The organism is Achromobacter sp. RTa (assembly GCF_000757485.1).
Lineage (GTDB): Bacteria > Pseudomonadota > Gammaproteobacteria > Burkholderiales > Burkholderiaceae_B > Achromobacter.
This window is the reverse complement of record NZ_JPYO01000004.1, coordinates 77995-101428: the sequence shown is the minus strand read 5'-3', so window position 1 is coordinate 101428 and position 23434 is coordinate 77995. Positions and strand designations below refer to the sequence as shown.

At 66.3% G+C, this 23434-nt stretch carries 23 protein-coding genes; 5 read left to right on the top strand and 18 right to left on the bottom strand.

Annotated elements, in window-relative coordinates:
- Positions 1 to 2 precede the first annotated feature (2 nt).
- The 15 genes from JL37_RS02555 to JL37_RS02485 all read right to left on the bottom strand — a co-directional run bounded on the left by JL37_RS02555 (position 3) and on the right by JL37_RS02485 (position 15675).
- On the bottom strand, positions 3 to 1226 hold the full coding sequence (locus JL37_RS02555) for a pyridoxal phosphate-dependent aminotransferase (protein WP_043541753.1): 1224 nt from the start codon (positions 1224 to 1226) through the stop codon (positions 3 to 5).
- A 75-nt stretch (positions 1227 to 1301) separates the two neighbouring features.
- Positions 1302 to 2660, bottom strand: coding sequence for an acetyl-CoA carboxylase biotin carboxylase subunit (gene accC, locus JL37_RS02550; protein WP_043541752.1), 1359 nt, complete (start codon positions 2658 to 2660; stop codon positions 1302 to 1304).
- A complete protein-coding gene (locus JL37_RS02545; protein ID WP_043541751.1) occupies positions 2650 to 3093 on the bottom strand; it encodes a biotin/lipoyl-containing protein in 444 nt (147 codons plus the stop codon). The genes accC and JL37_RS02545 overlap by 11 nt, the downstream gene beginning before the upstream one ends.
- A 3-nt stretch (positions 3094 to 3096) precedes the next feature.
- Positions 3097 to 3510 (bottom strand): biotin/lipoyl-containing protein, encoded by a 414-nt coding sequence (locus JL37_RS02540; RefSeq protein WP_043541749.1) that lies wholly within the window; start codon positions 3508 to 3510, stop codon positions 3097 to 3099.
- Positions 3511 to 3523: 13 nt separating this feature from the next.
- Positions 3524 to 4327 carry an N-formylglutamate deformylase gene (gene hutG, locus JL37_RS02535; protein ID WP_043541747.1) on the bottom strand — a complete coding sequence of 268 codons (804 nt, stop codon included), beginning with the start codon at positions 4325 to 4327 and terminating at the stop codon, positions 3524 to 3526.
- The gene (locus JL37_RS02530) at positions 4324 to 5328 is read right to left on the bottom strand and encodes a hydroxyacid dehydrogenase (RefSeq protein ID WP_043541745.1); all 1005 of its coding nucleotides are present in this window, start codon (positions 5326 to 5328) and stop codon (positions 4324 to 4326) included. The genes hutG and JL37_RS02530 overlap by 4 nt, the downstream gene beginning before the upstream one ends.
- A 12-nt stretch (positions 5329 to 5340) precedes the next feature.
- Positions 5341 to 6627: a Zn-dependent hydrolase gene (locus tag JL37_RS02525; protein ID WP_043541741.1), complete on the bottom strand. Its 1287-nt coding sequence runs from the start codon at positions 6625 to 6627 to the stop codon at positions 5341 to 5343.
- Positions 6624 to 8306 carry an ABC transporter ATP-binding protein gene (locus JL37_RS02520; RefSeq protein ID WP_231570276.1) on the bottom strand — a complete coding sequence of 561 codons (1683 nt, stop codon included), beginning with the start codon at positions 8304 to 8306 and terminating at the stop codon, positions 6624 to 6626. Before JL37_RS02520 ends, JL37_RS02525 begins: the two co-directional genes overlap by 4 nt.
- 4 nt (positions 8307 to 8310) lie before the next feature.
- The gene (locus tag JL37_RS02515; RefSeq protein ID WP_043541739.1) at positions 8311 to 9150 is read right to left on the bottom strand and encodes an ABC transporter permease; all 840 of its coding nucleotides are present in this window, start codon (positions 9148 to 9150) and stop codon (positions 8311 to 8313) included.
- Between the two features lie 10 nt (positions 9151 to 9160).
- Positions 9161 to 10147: an ABC transporter permease gene (locus JL37_RS02510; RefSeq protein ID WP_043541738.1), complete on the bottom strand. Its 987-nt coding sequence runs from the start codon at positions 10145 to 10147 to the stop codon at positions 9161 to 9163.
- Between the two features lie 79 nt (positions 10148 to 10226).
- Positions 10227 to 11828, bottom strand: a complete 1602-nt coding sequence (locus JL37_RS02505) for an ABC transporter substrate-binding protein (protein WP_043541736.1) — start codon at positions 11826 to 11828, stop codon at positions 10227 to 10229.
- A gap of 75 nt (positions 11829 to 11903) precedes the next feature.
- Positions 11904 to 12656 (bottom strand): LamB/YcsF family protein, encoded by a 753-nt coding sequence (locus JL37_RS02500; protein ID WP_043541734.1) that lies wholly within the window; start codon positions 12654 to 12656, stop codon positions 11904 to 11906.
- Between the two features lie 42 nt (positions 12657 to 12698).
- Positions 12699 to 13700, bottom strand: a complete 1002-nt coding sequence (locus JL37_RS02495; protein ID WP_043541733.1) for a biotin-dependent carboxyltransferase family protein — start codon at positions 13698 to 13700, stop codon at positions 12699 to 12701.
- Positions 13697 to 14419, bottom strand: coding sequence for a 5-oxoprolinase subunit PxpB (gene pxpB / locus JL37_RS02490; RefSeq protein ID WP_043541732.1), 723 nt, complete (start codon positions 14417 to 14419; stop codon positions 13697 to 13699). Before pxpB ends, JL37_RS02495 begins: the two co-directional genes overlap by 4 nt.
- A 29-nt stretch (positions 14420 to 14448) precedes the next feature.
- Entirely contained in the window at positions 14449 to 15675 is a 1227-nt protein-coding gene (locus tag JL37_RS02485; RefSeq protein ID WP_043541833.1) for a pyridoxal phosphate-dependent aminotransferase, read from the bottom strand.
- 286 nt (positions 15676 to 15961) lie between these two features.
- Here JL37_RS02485 and JL37_RS02480 point away from each other — a divergent pair, with 286 nt between their 5' ends.
- Complete coding sequence (locus JL37_RS02480; protein ID WP_043541731.1) at positions 15962 to 16642, top strand: GntR family transcriptional regulator; 681 nt, start codon at positions 15962 to 15964, stop codon at positions 16640 to 16642.
- Between the two features lie 31 nt (positions 16643 to 16673).
- Here the strand turns inward: JL37_RS02480 and JL37_RS02475 are convergent, their stop codons facing one another.
- Both JL37_RS02475 and JL37_RS02470 read right to left on the bottom strand, forming a co-directional pair.
- A complete protein-coding gene (locus tag JL37_RS02475) occupies positions 16674 to 17441 on the bottom strand; it encodes a slipin family protein (protein ID WP_043541730.1) in 768 nt (255 codons plus the stop codon).
- 52 nt (positions 17442 to 17493) lie between these two features.
- Positions 17494 to 18936, bottom strand: a complete 1443-nt coding sequence (locus tag JL37_RS02470) for a nodulation protein NfeD (RefSeq protein WP_081954963.1) — start codon at positions 18934 to 18936, stop codon at positions 17494 to 17496.
- A gap of 184 nt (positions 18937 to 19120) precedes the next feature.
- Between JL37_RS02470 and JL37_RS02465 the strand changes: the two genes are divergently transcribed.
- From JL37_RS02465 to JL37_RS02455, 3 genes are all read left to right on the top strand, one after another.
- On the top strand, positions 19121 to 19768 hold the full coding sequence (locus tag JL37_RS02465; RefSeq protein ID WP_052096800.1) for an MSMEG_1061 family FMN-dependent PPOX-type flavoprotein: 648 nt from the start codon (positions 19121 to 19123) through the stop codon (positions 19766 to 19768).
- Between the two features lie 81 nt (positions 19769 to 19849).
- On the top strand, positions 19850 to 20365 hold the full coding sequence (locus tag JL37_RS02460) for a sigma-70 family RNA polymerase sigma factor (protein WP_052096795.1): 516 nt from the start codon (positions 19850 to 19852) through the stop codon (positions 20363 to 20365).
- The gene (locus JL37_RS02455) at positions 20362 to 21318 is read left to right on the top strand and encodes a FecR domain-containing protein (RefSeq protein ID WP_043541729.1); all 957 of its coding nucleotides are present in this window, start codon (positions 20362 to 20364) and stop codon (positions 21316 to 21318) included. The genes JL37_RS02460 and JL37_RS02455 overlap by 4 nt, the downstream gene beginning before the upstream one ends.
- 184 nt (positions 21319 to 21502) lie before the next feature.
- Here JL37_RS02455 and JL37_RS02450 read toward each other — a convergent pair whose 3' ends face one another.
- Positions 21503 to 22087, bottom strand: coding sequence for an ABATE domain-containing protein (locus JL37_RS02450; RefSeq protein WP_043541726.1), 585 nt, complete (start codon positions 22085 to 22087; stop codon positions 21503 to 21505).
- Positions 22088 to 22224: 137 nt separating this feature from the next.
- Between JL37_RS02450 and JL37_RS02445 the strand changes: the two genes are divergently transcribed.
- The gene (locus JL37_RS02445; protein WP_052096793.1) at positions 22225 to 23118 is read left to right on the top strand and encodes an alpha/beta fold hydrolase; all 894 of its coding nucleotides are present in this window, start codon (positions 22225 to 22227) and stop codon (positions 23116 to 23118) included.
- Positions 23119 to 23434 lie beyond the last annotated feature (316 nt).

The following is a 23434-nucleotide window of genomic DNA, read 5'->3' as shown; positions in this document are numbered from 1 at the left end:
CGTTAAGCGCGGTAGCGGGCGATGAGTTCGACCGTCCGCTCGATCGCGTGCAGCGCCGCGGCGTGGTTCTGCGAGAAATTGAGGCGGAAGCTGTCGCCGGTATCGGGGCTGAACTCCGTGCCGGGGGTTACCGTCACGCCGGCCTGGCGGCGCAGGATGCGCACGAAATCCTGCGGGGACACCGTCAGCCTGGGCAGCCTGGGGAACAGATAGCTTCCTGCCTGGGGAGTGCGGGCGGCCAGGCCTTCGACGGAGCGGAGCACGCGCAGCAGGTCGTCGCGGATGGCCTGGTGCTGCTGGATCCGTTCCTCCATATAGCCTTCGGGCTCCTCGAACCACGTCCGCAGCACGGCCTGGCAGTAGCCGGGAGCCCGGAGCGACACGATGGCCTGCAGCTTTTCCATGCGGTCGAGCAGCTTCGGGGCGCCAAAAGCCACGCCCAGGCGGTAGCCGCTCAGGGATTCGGTCTTGGAGGGGCCCATGATGGTGATGACGTTGCCGGGGTCGATCCCGGCTGCGCGCAGGTGCGTATATTCGACGCCGGCATAGCGCAGGCGCGAGTACAGCTGGTCGACGATGACCGTCGCCCCATACTGGTTGGCAAGCGCGGCAATCTGTCCGATTTCGTCCTTCGAATAGACCACCCCGGCCGGATTGTTGGGGTTGGAGAACAGGAAAGTCTTCACCCCCGCCTTGAAGGCCGACTCGAGCTGGCCTAGGTCCAGGCCCGCGCGGTCGGCATTGTTCAGGTAATCCATTTCGATCGGGACGATTTCGCCGCCGATGAATTCGACCAGCTTGCGGTTGGCGAAATAGTCGGGCCGCACGATCGCGACCTTGTCGCCGGGCGCGACGGTGGAGGCGATGGACAGGAACAGGGCTCCCTGCGTGCCCGGGGTGATGATCAGTTCGTCCGAGCCCGAAACCGGGCTGCCGGTGAACCGCCCCAGGTGCTCCGCCACGTGGGCGCGCAGGTCGGCGCGCCCGCGATACTCCGTATAGGCCTGCTCGCCTCCGCTTTCCACGCCGGCGACGAAGGCTTCCAGGGATCCGGGCGTGGGCGCGAATGCGCTGTCGTTCACGTCGCCGTGCGAAAAGTCCACCGGCGTGCCGGGCAGCGTGTCGCCTTTCAGCAGGGCATCCAACCCCTCAGCACGCTGGCGGACTTCCTGGCCAGGCGCGTTGTCGGTGGAGAGTCTGGCGAATTTCTGTTCGATCAAGCTCATGGGATTTCCTTTCAGTAGAGTGGAAATGACGTGCGGTGAAGCCGCCGGGCTTTCACAAGCCGCGGCTGGCCGGGACTAAGCCGCGGCGGTATGCCGTGATGCTATCCAGGATTCAAGATGATGGATACCCGCGCCGCCCAGGCAGAAGACGGGATCCGAGAACAGGTCGCGGTGCAGCGGGATGTTCGTGTCGATGCCTTGCACGACGGCCTCGCGCAGCGCGACCCGCATGCGGGCGAGCGCCTGCTCGCGCGTGTCGCCGAATGCGATGAATTTTCCGATCATCGAATCGTAGTGCGGCGGCACCGTATAGCCGGCATAGGCATGCGAATCCACCCGCAAGCCCGGCCCGCCCGGCGGCCGCCAGTGCGTGATGCGGCCCGGGGAAGGCAGGAAGGACGCGGCATTCTCGGCATTGATCCGGCATTCGATCGCATGGCCGTGGCGCCGGATCTGGTCCTGGCGCCAGGGCAGGGGCTCTCCGGCCGCGATGCGGATCTGCATCTGCACGATGTCGATGCCGGTCGTGAGTTCGGTGACGGGGTGCTCGACCTGCAGCCGCGTGTTCATTTCGATGAAGTAGAACTCGCCGTCCTCATACAGGAACTCGAACGTTCCCGCGCCCCGATAGCCGATCGACCTGCACGCGCTGGCGCAGCGTTCGCCGATCGCCTCGATAGCCTGGCGATCGACGCCGGGGGCGGGAGACTCCTCCACGACTTTCTGGTGCCGCCGCTGCATGGAGCAGTCGCGTTCGCCCAGCCAGACGGCCTGGCCGTGGTGGTCGGCCAGTACCTGGATTTCGATGTGGCGGGGCTGCTGCAGGAAGCGTTCCATGTAAAGATCCGGATTGCCGAAAGCCGCCCGCGCTTCGGCACGCGTCGTTTCCACGGCCGCCTGCAAGCCGCTTTCGGACTCGACCACGCGCATTCCCCGGCCCCCGCCGCCGCCCGCCGCCTTGATGATCAGCGGAAAGCCTATCCTCCCGGCTTGCCGCAATATGGCCGGGGCGTCATCGGGCAGCACGCCGTCCGATCCCGGCACGCAAGGCACCCCCGATTCTTGCATGGCCTGTTTGGCTTTGACTTTGTCGCCCATCATGCGGATCGCCGACGGGGCCGGGCCGATGAACGTCATGCCCGCAGCCTCCACGGCCTCGGCGAAGCCGCCGTTCTCGCTGAGGAAGCCGTAGCCGGGGTGGACCGCCTGCGCGCCCGTCAGCCTGGCGGCGGCAAGAATGGCGGAAGTGTTGAGGTAGCTGTCCGCGGAGGCTGCCGGCCCGATGCAGAGCGCTTCGTCGGCCTGCTGCAGGTAGGAAGCATCCCGGTCCGCTTCGGAGTGCACGATGACGGTCTGGACGCCCAGCTCGTGGCAGGCCCGCTGTATGCGCAAGGCGATTTCGCCACGATTGGCGATGAGAATCTTACGAAACATGATCGGCCTCGCCGGGTTCAAGAATGAACAACGCCTGCCCTTGTTCGACCATCTGCCCGTCTTCGCACAGCACCCGGACGACCGTGCCGGTTTGGGGGGCGGTCACTTCGGTCAACATCTTCATCGCTTCGATGACGCACAGGGGCGCTCCCGCAGCCGCCCAGCCTCCCTCGCGCGCCAAGGGCTCTCCCCCCGGGCTGGAAGCCCGGTAGAAAGCGCCCGCCAACGGGGCGGCGACTGTCTGGGAGGTCGGCGCCGTGGCGGCCGCCTGCGGCTCGGAAGCGGGCATGCCGGCGGGCGCTGCGGGATCTGCGCTGCCTGCACGCCGGCGGATACGGACGCTGAAGGCGGGTTCGCTGACGTAGAGCTCCGCGATGCGTTCTTCGGCGACCAGGTCGATCATGTCGAGGATCAATTGGGTGTTCTGGGTCATCGCTCAGCGCTGCCTAGGCTTGAGTTGGAACAGGGGCATGCCGTAACCCACGATCTGGCCCTCGGCCCCCAGCACGGCGCCGATCGAGCCATCCACGGGCGCATGCACGGACACGAGGTTTTCATCCAGGGCCACCAGCGCCAGCAGCTGGCCCTGGCTTACCTCGTCGCCCGTCTCGATCTGAACCGGCAGCCTGTCGGCATGGCTGCGCAGCAACCGGCCCAGCGTGGCGCTGCGCACGTCGATGAGAGAGGAATCCGGGGTGGGCGCGGCCTCCGGCGTGGCGGCGTCCTCGGAAATCGCAGGCACGTCGATCCGGATGCTGACCAGGCGCTCGCCCTCCTGGATCTCGACCGATTCGATCCCGCGCAGGCGGAGCTGCCGCACATAGGTCCGGATGTCGGAGAGTGTCGTCATGGCCGTCCCCCGTTCATTGCAGCCCTTCCAGCGCCCGCAGCGTGTTCCTGACCATGCTTTCTACGGTGGGAAGCACCGCGGCCGCCCGGTCCTCGCGATAGGCGTAAGGCTCTCCCTCCTTCATATAGAGGTGCCGCGACATTTCGAGCTGAACGGCATGCACGCCGGATTGGGGGCGGCCGTAGTTGCGGGTGATGTAGCCCCCCTTGAAGCGCGCGTCGATGACCCAGCTGAACGGACTGGCGCTGGCTGCGGCGACAGCGGCTTCGCGCAGCGCGGGCGCGCATGCGGCGCCGCTGAATGTGCCGATGTTCAAGTCAGGCAACTGTCCTTCGAAGAGGCGGGGCAGCTCATTGGCGATGGAGTGGGCTTCCCATAGCAATACGTGGGCATGCTTCTCGCGCAGGCGCGCCAGCTCCTGCTGCAACGCGTCGTGATAGGGTTTCCAATACCCGGCGATGCGTTCTGCCGTCTCTTGCTCGTCCGGCGGCGCGGAGTCGGCGCGGTACAGGGCTTCGCCGACAAAGCTCTCGGTCGGGCACAAGCCGGTGGTGGTGGTTCCCGGGTAAAGGCTCGCGCCGTCGGCCGGCCGGTTGACGTCGATGATGTAGCGCGAATAATTGGCCTGCAGCACCGAAGCGCCCATCGCGCGGGCGAAGCCGTAGAGGCGCGCGAGGTGCCAGTCGGTATCCGCGATCTTGTGGGCGGCGGGCGTCATGCGGCGCAGGAATGGTTCGGGCAGGCATTCGCCGCCGTGGGGAATGGAAATGAGCAGGGGCAGATGGCCCTGGGTCAAAGTGACGATCGGAGGAGTCATGGCTGGCGCTCGGCGAAGTTGGAGGATGCGGGCTGGCGGCGGCGGTCCCACTCCTGAGGGTGCACAAGATGGGCAGGCTGCCGGCCGGCGAGCACCGAAAGGATCTGTTCAGCGCATTGGCGGGCGGTCGCCTCCAGGGCCTCCTGGGCGGAACCGGCGACATGCGGAGTGAGCACGACGTTGGGCAGCCCGGCGACCACGGACCCCGCAGGCAGCGGCTCCGTTTCGAAGACGTCCAGGCCCGCGCCGAACAGGCGTCCGCCGCGCAGCGCGTCCGCCAGCGCCGATTCATCGATGAGCCCGCCCCGGGACGTATTGATGACGATGGCGCCGGGTTTCATCTGTTGCAGCGCCGCTGCATCCAGCGTGTGCCGGGTGTCCTCGCGCAACGGGCGGTGGAGCGACACGACGTCCGACGCCTGCAGCAGTTCCTGCAGCGTTTCAACTCGCTCGGCGCCGGATGGCAGCGATCCGTCGCCGGGCAGGCTGGGCGACCAGACGACCACGCGCATGTCCAGCGCCTGCGTGGCCATGCCGCAGAGCAGGCGGCCGGTGCGGCCCCAGCCCACGACGCCCAGGGTCTTTCCGCAAAGCGAGAACATGGGCTGTTCATACTTGAAACGCCAGTGCCCCTGGCGTGTCGCGGCATCCGCCTGCACGGCCTGGCGGGCGGTGGCCAGCATCAGCATCAACGCATGTTCCGCGACGGAACGCACGTTCGCATCGGGAGTGAAAACAACGGGTATGCCTTTCGACTTGGCATGGGCGACGTCGATTTTGTCCGTGCCCGTGCCGTGGTTGGCGATGACGCACAGTTGCGGCGCCGCGTCGATGAGCGTGGCGGGAAGGCTGTCGCGGACAATGACCGCGTCGGCCTCGGCGATGACCTCGCACAGCGAGTCCAGGCCGGGCCCGGGAGATTGGCGCACCTCCACGCCCGCGCCGCGCAGGATTTGCGCGCCGATGGGGTGGATGGGTTGCGCGATGACGCAAATCGGCATGATGAAAGATCCTCAATTGGGGGCGGAATTCTGCGGCCGGATCAGTCCGGCGCGCATGGCGAGCACCTGGCCCAGGGTGCGCGCGCCGGCGGCGAAGTCGTCCAGGTCCATGGCCTCTTCGGGGTTGTGGCTGCCGTTCGCGTTGCGCACGAACAGCATGGCGGTAGGAATGCCACGATTGGAGAAGGTCGCGGCATCGTGTCCCGCCCCGCTGGGAAGCTGGCGGGGCTGCACGCCCGCCGCAAGCGCCGCGTCATGCAGCGCCCGTTGCAGGGTTTCGTCCATGACCGCGGGCTGGCTGCCCGAGACGGGCCCCCATTCGAAGCGGACGCCATGGCAGGATTCCATCTCGCCCGCGGCCTTCAGCAGCAAGGAATCCATCAGCTGCAATGTGTCGAGGCTCCGGGAGCGGATGTCGACGCAGAAACTCACCTGCCCGGGCACCTTGCTGAAATCGGCCTGCCGGGCGTCGGTATTCACCTGGCCGAAGGTGAGGGTGAGTTCGTGTCCATCCGCTTCCAGGCCGCGCCATTCGCGCTGAAGGCGTTCGATCAGGGTGGCCAGCGCGACCACGGCGTCCTGGCGGTGGGTGCGCGGCGTGGCGCCGGAATGCGCATATCGCCCCTTGGCCTGGGCCTGCCTGTAGCGGTGGCTGCCGCAGATGCCGGTCACCACGCCAAGGGCATGGCCGCTGCCCTCCAGGACAGGCCCTTGTTCGATGTGCAGTTCGACGAAGCAATCGATGGCCTCGGGGCGCAGCGCGGCCTCGCCGCTGGCAATCGCCTCCGGCCGTCCGCCGAGTTCGCGGATGTGCTCCGACAGCGTCCGTCCGGTGCCGGCGCGGCGGCAGGACAGCGCCTGCGGACTCAGCAGGCCGAAGGCGGAGGTGCTGCCGATGTAGGAAACGGGGAACCAGGCGCTTTCCTCGGCCCGTATTCCCATGACCGTCACGTCGTGATCCGGCCGTGCGCCTGCCTTGATCCAACCGGCGAGGACGGCGAGGCCGGCGACCACGCCGGCGGCGCCGTCGTAGTTGCCGCCACGGGGAACGGAATCCAGGTGCGAACCCGTCATGACGGCCGGCCTGTCCCGATGCCGCCCCGGCAGCGTCAGGTACAGGTTGAGCGCCGCGTCCATACGCACTTCCAGCCCCAGAAGCCGCGCGGTGTCCGCCATCAAGGAATGGGCGCGTTGCTCGCCGGCTCCATAGGTGTCTCTGGTGATGCCCACGCCGTCGAAGCTCAGCGCGTGCAGCTGCTCGAACAGGCTTGCAGCCAGGGCCATATCGGGTTCTATCATGAGATGCAGGCGTCGTTCATGGAATCGGAGTTGAGGATGGCGGCGCCGGGATCCCAGCCGCGTCCAGGCATGGCTGCGATGAGCTGCCGCGTATAGGCGTCCTGGGGCGCATCGAAGATCTGTGCCGGGGGGCCTTGTTCGACCACCCGCCCGCGATGCATGACCAGCAGGTGGTCGCAGATCTGCGCGGCCACGCGTAGGTCGTGGGTGATGAAGATCAGCGCCAGTTGCAGTCGCTGCTGCACGTCGTGCAGCAGCTTGAGCACCTGCGCCTGCACCGAGACGTCCAGCGCGGAGACGGATTCGTCGGCGACGATCAGCCGCGGCTCCATCGCCAGGGCGCGCGCGATGCCGACGCGTTGGCGCTGGCCGCCGGAAAACTCCCCGGGGTAGCGGTCGAACGCGGAAGGATCCAATTCCACCAGTTGCAGCAGTTCGCGGGCGCGCTTCTCGGCCTGTTGGCGGGAAACGCCGCTGGCGAGAGGGCCGTCGCAGAGGATCCGGCCCACCGTGTGCCGCGGATTCAATGAGGCGAAGGGATCCTGGAAGATCATCTGGATGTTCCGCCGCTTGGGGCGGAACTGCGCCTCGGACAAGGGGGCGATGTCCTCGCCGTCGAAGCGCATCTGGCCGCTGTCGATGTCCAGCAGCTTGAGCAGGCACTTGCCGATGGTGGACTTGCCCGAGCCGGATTCGCCGACGATGCCCAGGGTTTCGCCGCGCCTGACCGTGAAACTCACGTCGTTGACGGCGTGGACGACGCGGCCTTTGCGGAACAGGCCGCCGCCCAGGGCGTAGGTCTTGTTGAGTTTCTCGACCTGCAGCACCGGCCCGCCCGCGGGCGCCTGGCGCGTGGACGCCGACGCGCGCTGCCGGGGGACGGCGCCGATGAGCCTGCGGGTATAGGGGTGCTGCGGGCGGTTCAAGACCTGTTCCGCCGTGCCTTGTTCCACGAGTATTCCCTTTTCCATCACAGCGACCCGGTCGGCGATCTCCGCGACGACGCCGAAGTCATGGGTAACGAACATCACGCCCATGCCCTTGTCCCGCTGGATGCGCGCGATCAGCGCCAGGATCTGCGCCTGCGTGGTCACGTCCAGCGCCGTGGTGGGTTCGTCGGCGATCAGAAGCTTGGGTTCCAGGGCCAGCGCCATGGCGATCATCACGCGCTGGCGCTGGCCTCCCGACAGCCGGAAGGGCCACGCATGCCGGATGGCGGCGGGATCGGGCAGGCCCACCAGTTCCAGCAGCTCCAGCACGCGCCGCTCCCTGGCTTCGCCCGGGTAGGCGTTATGCACGCGCATGACTTCCGCGATCTGTTCGCCGACGGTCAGCAGCGGGTTCAGCGCGGACAGCGGCTCCTGGAAGATCATGGCCATTTCGCGTCCGCGCATGCCGCGCAGGACGTCTTCGTCCTGCGTCAGCAGGTCGCGGCCGCCTAGCATGATCTGCCCGCTTTCGGGGCGGAGATAGTGGGGAAGCAGGCCCATGATCGCATTGGCGCTCATGGACTTCCCGGAACCGGATTCACCGACGATGCACAGGATCTCGCCGGCGTGGATGTCGTAGGAAATGTCCCGGACGGCGTAGGCGCGGTCGCCGCCGGCGGGCAGGGCGATGCTCAGGTTCCTGATGGAGAGCAAGGGGAGATCGGAAGGGGGCAAAGTGTTCTTGGTCACGGGCTCAGGCTCCACGCTTGCGAAGTTGCGGGTTGAGAGCGTCGTTGAGGCCCTCGCCGATCAGATTGATGGCCAGCACGGTCAACATGATGGCCAGCCCCGGCCAGAGGCTCATCCATTGCGACTCGCGCAGCATGGTGCGCGCGGCGCCGATCATGTAGCCCCAGCTCATGAGGTTGCGGTCGCCCAGGCCCAGGAACGACAGCGCCGATTCGGTCAGGATGGCGGTGGCGGTCATGAGCGACGCCGTGACGATGATGGGCGAGGCCGTATTGGGCAGGATCTGCGTCAGGATGATGCGGCTGGGACGCTGGCCTATCACCACGGCCGCCTGCACGAACTCGCGCGTTTTGAGCGTCATGAATTCGGCGCGCACAAGGCGGGCGACGGGAGGCCACGAGACCATCGCGATCGCGCCCACAATCGAATAGAGGGATGGCTTGAATATCGCCACCAGCACCATTGCCATCGCCAGTTGCGGCACGGTCTGGAAGAATTCGGTCGCGCGCATCAGGGCGTCGTCCACCCACTTCCCGTAGTAACCGGCGAGCGCGCCCACGAGAATGCCCACGAACACCGCCACCAGGGTCGATATGACGCCGATCATCAAGGAGACGCGGGCGCCGTACGCCAGGCCCGCGGCGATGTCGCGGCCCAGCATGTCCGTGCCCAGGATGTAGGCGGGGTCCGTGAAGGGCTTGATGAGGGGCTGGGCCACCATCATCCACGGCGATTCTTCGTACAGGACCGACGCCGAGGCGCCCACCGCGATGACGATCAGCAGCAGGAGCGTGCCCGCGGCGGCCCCGCGATTGGCAAGGAATCTGTTCAGGAATTTCTTCATGGCGGGTTTCTCAGGTTTCCTGGGTGCGCGGATCGACGAAGCGGGAGATCAGATCGGGGAGCAGGTTGAACACCACGACCATGGTCGAGGTGATCAGGAAAACGCCGAGCAGGAGCTGGTAATCGCGCTGCAGCAGGGCGTCGAACATCAGCCGTCCGATTCCGGGCCAGCCGAAGACGGTCTCGGTCAGCACCGCGCCGCCAGCCATCTGCCCCAGCTGGATTCCGGCGAAGGTGACGACGGGCAGCAGGGCGTTGCGCAGCGCGTGGTGGCGGATGATCTGGTTGACGGGCACGCCTTTCGCGCGCGCCGTCTTGATGAAATCCATGCCCAGCACTTCGAGCATCGAGGCGCGCGTCAGGCGCGCGTAGACCGCCATGAAAAAGCAGCCCAGCGAGACCGTGGGAAGGACGAGGTGCGTTGCGATGTCCTTGACCCGGGCCCACCCGGCCAGGCCGCTGCCCACCGTCTCCATGCCGAACGGCGGCAGCCAGCCCAGTTGCAGCGAAAAGAAGATGATCGCAAGGAGCGCCAGCCAGAATTGCGGCGTTGCGTAGATCAGCAGGGACGCCGTCATCAGCGCGCTGTCGACCCAGGGATGCTTGCCCTGGTAGCGGCAACGCGACGCGACGATGCCGAACAGCACGCCGAACAGCAGCGCGAAGATGAAAGCGCAGGCCATCAGCAGGAGCGTCGCCGGCAGCCTGTCCATGATCAGGTCGAAGACCGGAAGGCGCTCGCGATAGGAATAGCCGAGGTCGAACTGCGCCACACCCTTCAGGTAGGTGGCGAGCTGGACGTAGACGGGCTTGTCCAGGCCGAATTGCTGGCGCAATTGCTCGACGTACGCCGGATCGGAGGATCCGGACTCGCCCGCGAGCACGGCGGCCGGATCGCCCGGCGCCATGCGGATCAGCATGAAGTTGATGATCACCACGCCCAGGATGACGAATAGGGCTTTGCCCAGGCGCGAGACCAGGAAGGACAATTTCTGCATGCGTTCGATTCCAACGGTGTTCTGGCGCTTCAGGGTCCCGAGCCCTGCGACAGGCGCAGGACCCCGCGGCTGCCGGTTGTTACTTGTCCAGGTACACGTCCGCGAAGTTGTCGTGCAGGCCGATGGCGGACTTCACGAGGTTGTGGACCTTGCTGCTGTAGAGCGTGGGGTTCTCGATCTCGAACAGATAGCCATTGGCCACCTCCGCGACCAGCTGGCGCTGGATCTCGTCATAGAGCTTCTGGCGCTCTTCGTTGGAGGTGGTGGTGGCTGCCTTGTCCCAGAGCGCATCGACGGCCGGGTTCTTGTAGCCCTGGTTATTGACGAAGGCCGAGCCCTTGACGATGTTGCGCTCCAGGTAGAGGCGGGAGACGCCCAGCGCCGGATCGCCGTACTGCGAGGTGAAGCTGAAGGTCAGGTCGAAGTCGAAGTCGGAGACGCGCTTGGACCACGTCCCGGCGTCGGCGGGCTCGATCTCCACCTTGAAGCCAACCTGCTCCAGGCTTTGGCGGGTGTATTCGCCCAGGCGGTCCCACACCGCCCCGTAGGGATAGGAGAGAATCTTGATAGGCGTCTTGGAAAGGTCCACGCCGGATTCCTTGATCAGCGCGCGAGCGGCTTTCAAGTCGTACTTGTATGGCGGAACGTCGGCGTCATAGAACGGCGTGCCCGACGAAATGGGGCCGGTCGCAATCTTGCCCAGGCCAAAGAAGATGTTGTCGACCACGAACTTCCGGTTGATGGCGGCCATTACCGCGCGGCGCACCAGCACGTTGTCGAAAGGCGGCTTCCGCTGGTTCATCTGCATGTAGGCCTGGGGCGAGAACATCTCCCAGCCGGCAGTGGTGTACTGCACGTTCGGAAGAGCCTTCAGGCGGCGGACGTCGACGCTGTCGGCATCCCCGCTGCGCAGCACCTGGACGTCGCCGCGCTCGAACGCCACGGCGCGCGAAGCGGCGTCCGGGATGACGTTGAAGACGATCTCGTTCAGGTAAGGCTTGCCCTTTTGCCAGTAGTCGGCATTGCGCTCCAGGATGATGTAGGAGCCTCGCTTCCATTCCTTCAGCTTGAAGGGGCCGGTTCCGATGGGCGTCTGGTTGGCCGGATTGGTCTTGTAGTCCGTGCCATCGTAGATGTGCTTGGGCACCATCGGCATGTTGTCGCTGACGAACGCCTTCAGGAACGGGGCGAAAGGCTGCTTCAGGCGGATCTCCACCTTTTCCGGATTGACCGCCGTGACCGATTCGACGAACTGGCTGATGATGACGCGCGCCCGCGGATGCACCTCGCGCAGGAACTTATCGATGGAGAACACGACGTCGTCGGCCGTGAAGGGCTTGCCGTCGTGCCATTTGACGCCGGATTGCAGTTCGAAGACGTAGACCTTGCCATCGTCGGAGATCGACCACGATTTGGCGAGCCCGGGCGCGGGCTCCAGGGCGGGCGTCCAGGTCAGCAGGCTTTCGTAGATCTTGCCCGCGACATATTGCGTGGGAATTTGCTGGTTCAGGCCCAGCATGAGCATGGGCGGCTCGGGTTGGACGATCGCGCGCAGCGTGCCGCCTTGCGTCTGCGCTTGCGCGCCGCCGGCGAAGGCGAGGGCGGCAGCGAACGCCAGCGCCGCGAGGGAGCGTTTGCCGCGGGAGGGGGCCAGGGATGGAGTAGCCAGGACGGAGTACATGCGGGTGTTTCCTTTAGAGGGAGCGGGGCTTTCGCCTTCCGGAGGAACGGGATGTGTGGCCGGTGCTGCGTGTCGTCAGATGGTCTTGACCGCGATGCCCTCGGCCTCCAGGGCGGTGCGGATCTGGCTTGCGAACTGCACGGCGCCGGGCTGGTCGCCGTGGATGCATAGGGTGTCGGCTGCGATGGGGACGTCCTTGCCGGAAAGCGACCGCACCAGGCCTTCCTTCACCATGCGCTTGACCTGGGCGACGGCCTGGCCGACGTCCTCGATCATGGCGTTGGGCATGGAGCGGGGAGTGAGGGTGCCGTCATCCTGGTAGGTGCGGTCCGCGTACACCTCGAATACCGTGGGCAGGCCGAAATCCCGGGCGGCCTGCGCGATCGCGGCATTGGCGACGTAGATCGGGAGCGTGGGGTCGAGGTCATGGACGGCGCGGGCGACGGCGTTCGCCAGCGCCGGGTCGCGCGCGGTCATGTTGTAGAGGGCGCCGTGCGTCTTGACGTGGTGCAGCCGTCCCCCCTGGGAACGGGCAAAGGCGTCGAGCGCGCCCACCTGGTAGATCACCAGCGCATAGACTTCGTCCGGCGTCATCGCCATGGCCCGGCGGCCGAACCCTTGCAGGTCGGGCAGGCCCGGATGCGCGCCGATGGCGACATTGGCCGCAATGGCGGCGCGCACCGTCTTGAGCATGACGTCGGGATCGCCGGCATGGAAGCCGCAGGCGATGTTGGCGGACGTGACGTGAGCGAACAGTTCGAGGTCCTGGCCCATGACCCAGGGGCCGAAGCTCTCGCCCATGTCGCAGTTGATATCGATGGATGGCATAGTGGTTTCTCCTGGGATCATCTGGGCGGGGGAACCGGCGCGTCAGGATTCCAACGCCCGCGCGGCGGCTTGGCGCAGTTGTTGCAAGCGTTCTTCGAAGTCCCGCCAGGCGTTTTCGGCTTCGGCTTGCGAGACGGCTTTGAAATGCAGGTTGTCGCCCGGCATGGCCTGGGCGAGCAGTGGGAGATCGGCGCTGGCGACGTATCCGATCTTCGGATAGCCTCCGGCGCTCTGTCGGTCGGCCATCAGCAATATCGGCTGGCCGTCGGGAGGGACTTGTACGGTGCCGAAGACGGTGGCCTCCGAAACCAGCTCCATCGCGTTCTGGAGCTTCAGAGCCGGACCTTGCAGGCGCATGCCCATGCGGTCGGACTGAGGCGTTACCTTGTAGGGGCCGAGTTCGAAGTCCGCTCGGGCCGCGTCCGTGAAGGCGTTCCAGTGCGGGCCGGGGATGAAGCGCAGCAATCCGTCGGGCCTTGCGGGCGGCGATATGTCCACGGGCAGCGCCGTCAGCATGGGCAGGCCGCTTTGCACCATCCGGCGTTCGATGGGCAGCGCGGAGGCTCCCCGGCGCGGCGGGCTCAGCGGCACGTGGTCGCCCTTGCGCAGCGGGCGGCCGTGGAATCCGCCAAATCCGGCGCGCACATTGGTGCTGCGGCTGCCCAGCACGGGCTCGGGCGCCAAGCCGCCCCGCACGGCCAGGTACAGGCGCGCGCCGGCGGTGCGCGCGCCGATGTCCAATACCACCCCGCGGCGCAGCAGCACCGCGCGTCCGTAGGGAACGGGCTGCCCGTCGGCGGTCACGTCCATGGGAGCGCCGCACAGGGCGATCAGCGTGTGTTCGGAGAAGGACAGGCGCGGGCCGTTTAGCGTGCATTCCAGCACCGCAGCGTTTTCCGGGTTTCCGACCAGCGCGTTGGCGGCGCGATGCGACCATTCGTCCATCGGGCCGTTGACCGACACGCCGTACTGCTGGTGCCCCAGGCGGCCCGTATCCTGCAGGGTGCTGAGCATGCCCGGGCGATCGACAAGCATGGTTCTCATTGCCGCGGCTCCAGCAGATCCCGGAATTCGTCGGGCGTGATGGGCCTGAACCTCAACTGGTCTCCCAGGCGCAGGCGCGTCGGCGGCTGGTGGCGCACATCGAACAGGTTCCAGGGGGTGCGGGCGATGACATTCCAGCCGCCCGGCGAAGCGTCCTGGTAGATGGAAGTCAGGCCGTTGGCGATGGCCACGGATCCGGCTTCCACGCGGGTGCGCGGCGAACTGCGGCGGCCGATGCTCAGGCGAGGATCGAGCGGTCCGGCGAATGGATTGCCCGGCGAGAAGAAAAACGCATAGAGCGTGACCGGCGCGCTGCTGTGGAGCTCGATCGTTTCGTCGATGCCGAGGCCGCAATGCCGCGCGACATCCTCCAGGTCAGGCCCGAACTCCCCGCCGTAGCAGGCAGGTATCTCGATGGCGCGTCCCTCCGCGGACAGCACGGGCAGGTCCTGCGCCAGCAGGGATTCGAGATGGCGCGTCAGTTGCGCGGAAGGAAGCTCCGCGCCTTTCGGGAAGGCCGACGGCTGGAAGTGCACGGCGACGGTGGTGAAAGCGGGCACGACGTCGATCACGCCGGGCGGCTTGCTGGCCGCGAGCAGGGCGGCAACGGCGTGCACCGCCCGGCTGATCCCGATGTCGACCTGTTCTCCCAGGCGGATCAGCAGGCAACGGTCGCCGACCGGCTCGATCCGCGCATTGGATAGCGTTGCGGGGGGCATGGAGGGGGCTGTGTGGAACACAATGCTTGTCAGTCGCGGGTGAGCAGCGCGCAGGCTGCGACGATCTGCTGGCAGGCGAGCTTGAGGCGCTCGTCGGACAGCGCGAACGCCAGCCGCAAGTAGGGCGCCAGCCCGAACGCAGTGCCGGGGACCACGGCCACTCCGGCCTCTTCGATCAGGTAGCGGGCAAGATCCGAATCGGTCGATATCCGCTCGCCCTTGGGCGTCCGGGCGCCGATGGCGCCGGCGCAATTGGCGAAGAGATAGAAGGCCGCCGGCGGGCGTGCGATGGTCAGCAGGGGCGCGGCCTCCTGCAGGATGGAAAGGGCCATGTCGCGGCGGGCGCGGAGCCGGTCGCGCCAGCCGTCCAGGAATTCCTGCGGGCCATCGAGAGCCGCCGCAGCCGCGACCTGGCTGACCGACGAGGGGTTGCTGGTGCTTTGGGATTGCAGCAGTTCCAGCCCCTTGATCAGCCAGGCAGGTCCGCCCGCGTATCCCAGGCGCCACCCGGTCATGGCGTAGGTCTTGGACACCCCGTTCACGGTGAGGGTGCGTTCGCGCATGTCGGGCGCGGCCTGCACGAACGAGGTGAATTCGCCCTCGTACACGATCTTCTCGTAGATGTCGTCCGACAGCACCATCAGCCGCGGATGCTGGCGGACGACGTCCGCCAGGGCGCGCAGTTCGTCGCGCGAGTAGAGCGCGCCCGACGGGTTGCAGGGCGCGTTCAGGATCAGCCAGCGCGTGCGCGGCGTGATCCGGGAAGCCAGTTCCTCGGGCGTGATCTTGAAGTTCCGGCTTTCGTCGGGAGTGACGATGACGGGTTCGCCGCCCGCGATTTTCACCATCTCGCTGTAGGAGACCCAGAACGGCGCCACGATGATGGCCTCGTCTCCGGGATTGATGGTTGCCAGCATCGCGTTGAACAGGATCTGCTTGGCGCCCGTGGCCGCGATCACTTCCGATTCCGTGTAGTCGAGCCCGTTGTCGCGCGTGAACTTGCGCACCACCGCCGCTTTCAGGGCAGGCGAGCCGCCCACGCCGGTGTAGCGGGTATGACCGTCCACGATCCCTTTGATCGCCGCGTGCTGGATATGCGCGGGCGTGTCGAAATCCAGTTCCCCTTCGCTCAGGCTGATGATGGAGCGGCCTTGGCTGGCCAGGCGGCGGGCCAGTTCGCTGACGGCGCCGGTGGCCGAAGGGCTGGCCGAGGAGAGACGGTCGGACAAACGCAAGTCGAGGTGGGCAGTGGTCATGTGGAACCCGGGAACGGCGTGGAAGGAAACTAGATCTTGAGTGGTATACAGAAAGAAGTACATCCGGTATACCACCTATATACCCATATTTGATAACATTGAAGCTGCTTTAAGGTTGAGTGCCGAAAAGAATGGGATGCATGGTTTTCCCTGAAAGGAGGCAAGCGGCTCCGGGTGCCGATAGGCACGGGTTCCCGGGGCGCAAGCGCCGCCGGCTGCGGCTGGCGGGGGTTTTGACGAATATGTGCCAAACTGCATTTTTTGGAATTGGGCGCGAACAGGAGCCATGACTACGGGTCAACTCATAGAACAAGATGGCCAGGAGGCCGACGGCAACGGCAAGGGATTGGCGAATCAGGCGTACGACGCCCTGGTCGACCTGATCCTGTCGCGTGAGCTGAAACAGGGCGAGCAGGTGCAGGAGCGCATGCTTGCGCAACGGCTGGGCGTATCGCGCACGCCGCTGCGCGAAGCCATGCATCGGCTCGAGGGCGAGCGCATGCTTGAACGCAAGTCGAACAACCGGCTGTTCGTGCGTCAGGTGACGCTGCAGGAGCTCATGGAGGGGCTCTACATCCGCCGGATGCTCGAATCGGACGCCGCCGGCCGGGCGGCCGGCAACGTGCCGGCGGACAAGCTGGCCGATCTGCGCAAGCGCATAGAAGCCTTGATGAACATGGATTCTCCGGCGGATCCCCTGCACCAGCAGTTGGACGCCGAATTGCATGGGCTGATCGCGGAATACTGCGGCAATGAACTGCTTGCCAGCATGATCGCCAACCTGCGCCAGAAGACGCGGATGTTCTCGCTCAAGCGGCTCGAAAAGCGCATGGTTCCGGTCTGTGGCGAGCACATGGCCATGATCGACGCGCTGGCGCGCGGGGATGCGGAGGCCGCCTCCGCCGAAACGATGCGCCACATCGACAACATACGGCAGTCCATCATCGACAAGCTGTCCGGCATGTAGCGCTGCCGGCCAGGGCCGGCTTTCGCGGCCTTCAGGCTGCGTTTTTCCCCGTGAGATTGCGCAGCACCTGTCCCAGTTCGGTCGGGAACGGAAAGACTATCGTCGAGTTGTTCTGCGTGCCGATCATGGCAAGCGTGCTCAGGTAGCGCAGCTGCATCGCCTCCGGTTGCTGCGACAGCGTGCGCGCGGCGTTCAGCAGCATCTGCGCGGCCTGCTGCTCGCCTTCCGCATGGATGACCTTGGCGCGCCGTTCGCGCTCGGCTTCGGCCTGCCGCGCGATCACCCGCACCATGCCTTCGTTCAGGTCGATGTGCTTGATCTCCACGTTCGCCACCTTGATGCCCCATGCATCGGTCTGCGAATCGAGGATTTCCTGGATGTCGCTGTTCAGCTTGTCGCGCTCCGAAAGCATCTCGTCGAGATCGTGCTTGCCGAGCACGGAGCGCAGGGTGGTCTGCGCGAGTTCGCTGGTCGCCTGCCGGAAGTTCTCGACCTGGATCACGGATCGCTCCGGGTCGATCACGCGGAAATAGATGACGGCGTTCACCTTGACCGATACGTTGTCGCGGGAGATCACGTCCTGGCTGGGCACGTCGAAAACGGCCATGCGCTGGTCCACGCGCACCATCTGCTGGACCACGGGTATCATCAGGATCAGCCCGGGCCCCTTCACGCCGGTGAAGCGCCCCAGCGTGAATATCACGCCCCGCTCGTATTCGCGCAGGATGCGCACCGCCAGCGCGAACAGCGCAAGCGCCAGCACAAGAATGGGGCCATAGAAGGCAAGGTTCATCAACATGGCAGGCTCCTGAAAAGTGAGTATGCGGCGTTGCCGGGACAGGGGTTGGGCGCTATGCGGGCTCCTTTCGTGGCGGCGCGCCGGCCTCCGCCCGCACGTGCAACGTGAGGCCCTGCGCCGATTCGATCACCACGCTGTCGCCGGCCGCCAGGCCGTCGGGGCCCGTTGCCCGCCAACGTTCCCCGGCCGCGGACACATAGCCTTGCGCGCCGGCCCAGCTCAGTACCTTGACCCGCTGGCCGAGCAGCGCCTCGACGCCGCTGACGATGGGCGCCCGGCGCGAACGCAGCGCCAGCCGGGCGATGAGAAACGTCATGCCCAGGCTCGCCACCGCGACTCCCGCGACCAGCGGCAGCGAGACCTCGTACGCCGGCATATCCGTGTCTACCAGCATCAGCGCGCCCAGGATGAACGAGACCGCGCCCGCTATGCCCAGCGCACCCAGGGACGGAGTGAATATCTCGGCCACCATCAGCACGGCGCCCAGCAGCGCCAGGGCGGCGCCGGCGTAGGTCAGGGGCAGCGCGGACAGGGCGTACAGGCCGACCAGCAGGCAGATCGCGCCGATGACGCCCGGATACAGGGCGCCCGGGCTCATGAACTCGAAGATCAGGCCGTATACGCCGACCATCAGCAGGATGAGCGCAAGGTTGGGGTTGGTGATGACGCCCAGCACGCGCGTGCGCCAATCCGGTTCGCGCTCCAGCAGCGCCAGCCCCTTCGTGTGCAGGACCACCTCGGTATTGCCCACCTTGACGCTGCGTCCGTCGGCCTTTTCCATCAGGTCCGGCAGATCGTCGGCGATCAGGTCGATCACGTTCTGCGCGCGCGCCTCGCCGGCCGACAGGCTGGCGGCGGCGCGCACCGCCTGCTCCGCCCAGTCCGCGTTGCGTCCGCGCAAGGCGGCCAGCGAACGGATATAGGCCACGGCGTCATTGATCGCTTTCGATTCGCTGGGATCCTTGGGAGATGAGGGCGGCGGGCTTTCTTCGCCTTCGGCCGAGGGTTTCTTGCGAGGGGGCTCCGCCGGCCGGGCGGGATTGCCGCCCAGCGAGATGGGCGTGGCCGCTCCCAGGTTGGTCGCGGGCGCCATCGCCGCCAGGTGGCTCGCGTAAAGAATATAGGTGCCTGCGCTGGCCGCGCGCGACCCGTTGGGAGCCACATAGGCAATGACGGGCACGGGGGACGCGAGGATCGCGCGGATGATGTCGCGCATCGACGCGTCGAGCCCGCCGGGAGTATCGATGCGCAGCACGACCACGGCGGCATTCTGTTCGCGCGCGGCGGCCAGGCCGCGTATCAGGTAGTCCGCCGAGGCCGGGCCGACGATGCCATCCAGGGACAGCACCACGGCGGTTTGCCGGCCGTCGCCGGCCTGCTGGGCGTTTGCGCTGGCCATAGCAAGCACGGCCGCCGCCAACGCCGCGGCCAGGCCGCGCAGCATGCGGAGCATCGAATGGGTTCCGGACGTCAGGCCAGGGAATAGGGCAGCCATGAGCGGGGTCTCCTACGACGGGCGGGCCGGCGGCTTGCCGCCGTGTCTGCCGTCTCCAGAGTACACCCTTTGCACATGGGTTCAGAAAATCGTAAGAATTTGATTGTTTGAGATTGATTCGCATTTATAATTTTTCGGCGCTGTCGCGGCGCACTTCCTTCCAAGCCCATGCCAGGAGCAGCCGATGAACGGACCGCCAACAACCGGCCCCGACGCCAGGCACGATCTCGAATCTGAAGCCGCCCTGCGCGGCGTCTACGCCAAGCCGCCTGCGGCGGTCGTCGACAAGACGATGGACCGGTTCGACGCGCACGCGCGCAGTTTCATCGCGCTGTCGCCGTTTTTCTGCATCGGCAGCAGCCGTCCGGGCGCGTTGGCCGACGTGTCGCCGCGCGGCGGCGAGCCGGGATTTGCGCACGTGCTGGACGACTTCCACCTGGCGTTTCCCGACAGGCCCGGAAACAACCGCCTCGACACCATGACCAACGTAGTGCACGAGCCCGGGGTGGGCCTGCTGTTCTTCATTCCTGGCATCGACGAGATGCTGCGGGTCAATGGCGTGGCGAGGGTGTCGGTCGAAGAGAGCCTGATGCGGCGCTTCGTGGTGCAGGACAAGCGGCCGCGTTCGGTGGTGGTCGTGCAGGCGCGGGAGGTCTACCTGCATTGCAGCAAGGCGCTCAAACGGGCGGACCTCTGGAACCCGGACAAGCGCGTGCCGCGCTCGGCGCTGCCCTCGCTGGGGCAGATGTTCCGCGACCAGATCAAGACCATCTTCCCGGCCAGGCTGATCGACTTTGCGTTGAAGCAGGACGCGAAACGCAACCTGTATTGAGAGGGCGGATTGCCGGCATAGGGGTTTGTGGCGATAATTGCGATTAATTCCCATTCCTGAAGAACCACGCCGCGCCTTGCCATGTCTTTCTCCGAGCAGACTTCCGCCGTCGCTGTGCAGCGTCTCTACGACGCGCATCACGGCTGGCTGTTCGGCTGGCTGCGCCGGCGGCTGGGAAATAGCGCCGACGCCGCCGATCTGGCCCAGGACGCCTTCGTCGGGCTGCTGAGCGCCTACCGGCGCCGGGCCATGCCGGAACTGCAGGAGCCGCGCGCGTACCTGACCACCATCGCCAAGCGCCTCATGGTGGACATGTACCGGCGCCACGCGCTTGAGCAAGCCTATCAGGAAGCGCTGGCGGCCATGCCGGCGCAGCATGTTCCCTCCGAAGAGCAGCGCCTGGCCATACAGCAGACGCTGCGGGAAGTGGACGCCTTGCTGGCCGTCCTGCCGGACAAGGTCCGGGCCGCGTTCCTGCTGTCGCAGCTCGACGGGCTGACGTATGAGCAGATCGGCGCCGAGATGGGCGTCAGCCTGCGCACGGTCAAGCGCTATATGGCCGAGGCTTTCAAGCACTGCATCCTGGCGGCGCCATGACGTCCGCGCCGGATTCCATCGACCCCAAAATCGCGGGCGAAGCGGCCGATTGGCTGGTGCGGCTGCACTCGGGCCGTTTTTCAGAAGCCGACCAGCAAGCCTGTGAGAGCTGGCGCCAGCGCAGCGCCGAGCACGACCGCGCCTGGGCGCGAGCCCAGGCCGTGCTGGCCAAGCTGGGCGGCCTGCCGCCAGGCCTGGGCCGCGCGGCGCTGGAGGCTGGTGCGTCGCGCCGCGCGGGGCTGCGCGCGCTGGCGGGCCTGATCGTTGCATTGCCGGCCGGCTGGCTGGCGTGGCGCACAGCGCCCTGGCAGACCTGGACGGCCGACTACGCCACGCGCAGCGGCGAGCGCCGGCGGATAGAACTGCCCGATGGCAGCCTGCTGGTGCTCAATACCGCCAGCGCGGTGGACCTGGACTATTCCGAGGCGCAGCGGCTGGTGCTGCTCAGGGAAGGGGAAATCCTGCTGCGGACGGCGCATGCCGTGCCTGCCGATCCCCGGCCCCTGCTCGTGCGCACCGCCGAAGGCAGCGCGCAGGCGCTGGGCACTTACTTCAGCGTCCGGCAACTGGATTCGCGCAGCCGCGTCGCCGTGATCGAAGGCCAGGTGCGGTTGCAGCCGCGCGGGGTTTCCGCCGGCCTTGTCCTGAGCGCCGGGCAATGCGCCGATTTCTCCGCCGGGGGAGTGCAGCCGCCGCTCGCCAGCAAGTATCCGCCGCAGGCCTGGCTGGACGGCGTGCTGTATGCCGATGGCCTGCGGCTGGCCGACTTCCTGCAAGAGCTTGCGCGCTACCGCCCCGGGCTGCTGCGCTGCGATCCTGCGGTCGCCGACCTGCGCATTTCAGGGGGATTCCAGGTGGACGACACCGATGCGGTGCTGCTGGCCGTATCGCGCAGCCTGCCGGTGCGGCTGGTGTTCCGCAGCCGCTACTGGGTGACCGTGGTTCCTGCCTGAGCATTTTTTCAATCGCCGAGGCCAGGTGCGGCCGCACATTGGTGCCGTCTATCTCCTTGCCGGCGATCCGGTCGCCCACGCCCGGCAGGAAAGTCCCGATAAGGGCGTCCGAGGGAAGATCGCGATTGCAGTCGAGCCGTTGGCGGAAGGGGCTTGGTAACGCCATCCGCTGGACAGCGCGGGCCTATTCCCCTTTCTTGCGCGAACGGAACGCCGCTACCTTCATCCGGTTGCCACAGATAGCCATGCTGCACCAGCGGCGGCGATGCGACTTCGTCTTGTCGTGAAACATGAGCGTGCAGTCATGCGCTTCACATTGCCGGACCAGGTCCAAGGGCGTATCGGTCAGCAGCCTGGCGACGGCCTGGGCTATGGGTTCGAGAAAGCTGGCGGCATTCTCATGGAGGCGCCGCCTTACCACCTTGAAAGATCCGTTCGCGTTGTCCCATTCCAATTCCTTTGATGCGCGACCGGCCTGGAGCACGTGATTCACGACGGCGGCATCTGCGGATGTCCCGTGCCTGGCTGCATTCACCAAGGATTTTGCGTTTTCGCGCAATTGGAGGGCGAGTTCCAGCAGGCCTTCCGGCGCCGCATCGATGCCGTCCGGAACCACGCCGGCCAGCTTCAGCCACGCCAGCACGGCGTCGTCATCGGCGAAGCACTCATGGCGTGCCGGACCCACGCCGAATTCACTGTTGATGAAATCGAGCGCAAGGTCATCCCCTACGAACAGAGGAGCCTTCTGGACTTTTGCGTTCTCTTGCATGCCGCCAATGTAACCGATAAAAATTAAATTGACCAGTTACTAATGTGTGTCGTAACCTTTAAAATCCATTTATACGGTTACATGGGAGTTCAATCATGTCTTCGAATAGTTTGATAGGAGCGGCCGGTCCGGTTGCAATGGTGCTGAGCGGGGGAGTAGAGGCCGCGGACCTCCAGGTCCGCCATCGGTTCGAGCAGGTGGGGGATGTGAAGGTGTTCTATCGCGAGGCTGGCGACCGCAACGCTCCGACGGTGCTCTTGCTGCACGGGTATGCAGCGTCTTCATTCATGTATCGCAATCTCATCCCCATGCTTGCGGACAGATACCATGTCATCGCGCCGGACCTGCCGGGTTTCGGGTTTACCGAAGCGCCTCCCCGCGGCCAGTACGCCTATACATTCGACCAGCTCGCCGCGACCATCGGCCGGTTCACGGAGCAGTTGGAATTGGAGCGCTACGCCATGCAGGTGTTCGACTATGGCGCTCCAGTGGGCTGGCGCCTGGCGCTAGCGCATCCCTTCCGCGTGAGCGCGATCATTTCGCAGAATGGGAACGCATACGAGGAAGGTCTGGGGCAGGGCTGGGCGCCGATTCAGCGTTACTGGAAGGAGCCGTCGCAGGCGAACCGCGATGCGCTGCGCGAGTTCGCCACCCCGGCCTCCATCACGTGGCAGTATCTCGAAGGCGTTCCGGACCGGACGCTGGTCGCGCCCGATGCCATCGCGCTGGAAAGCTTCCTGGTGTCCCGGCCTGGCAATGCGGAAGTCCAGCTCGATCTGTTGCTGGACTACGCGTCGAATGTGGAGAAGTACCCGGAGTTCCAAGCCTACTTCCGCGAACATCAACCGCCTCTGCTGGCTGTGTGGGGCAAGAACGATCCGTTCTTCCTGCCCGCTGGCGCGGAGGCATGGAAGCGCGACATTCCTGGCGCCGACGTGCGTTTCTATGACACTGGCCACCTGGCGCTTGAGACGCATGGAACCGAGATCGGAGCGGCCATCCGGGCGTTCCTGGACGAAAATGTGAAGTAAAGAGCGCCCCGCCATGTGAAAGCGGAGCAGGCGGCGGGGCAGCCCTCTTGTGGGGCAGCAAGCATGCGTGGCATGCGCAGCGTGGGGGCCCGCCCCGCCGCCGAGCCGCCTCAAGGCGGGGCAGCCCCCTTGTGGGGCAGCAAGCATGCGTGGCATGCGCAGCGTGGGGGCCCGCCCCGCCGCCGAGCCGCCTCAAGGCGGGGCAGCCCTCTTGTGGGGCAGCAAGCATGCGTGGCATGCGCAGCGTGGGGGCCCGCCCCGCCGCCGAGCCGCCTCAAGGCGGGGCAGCCCCCTTGTGGGGCAGCAAGCATGCGTA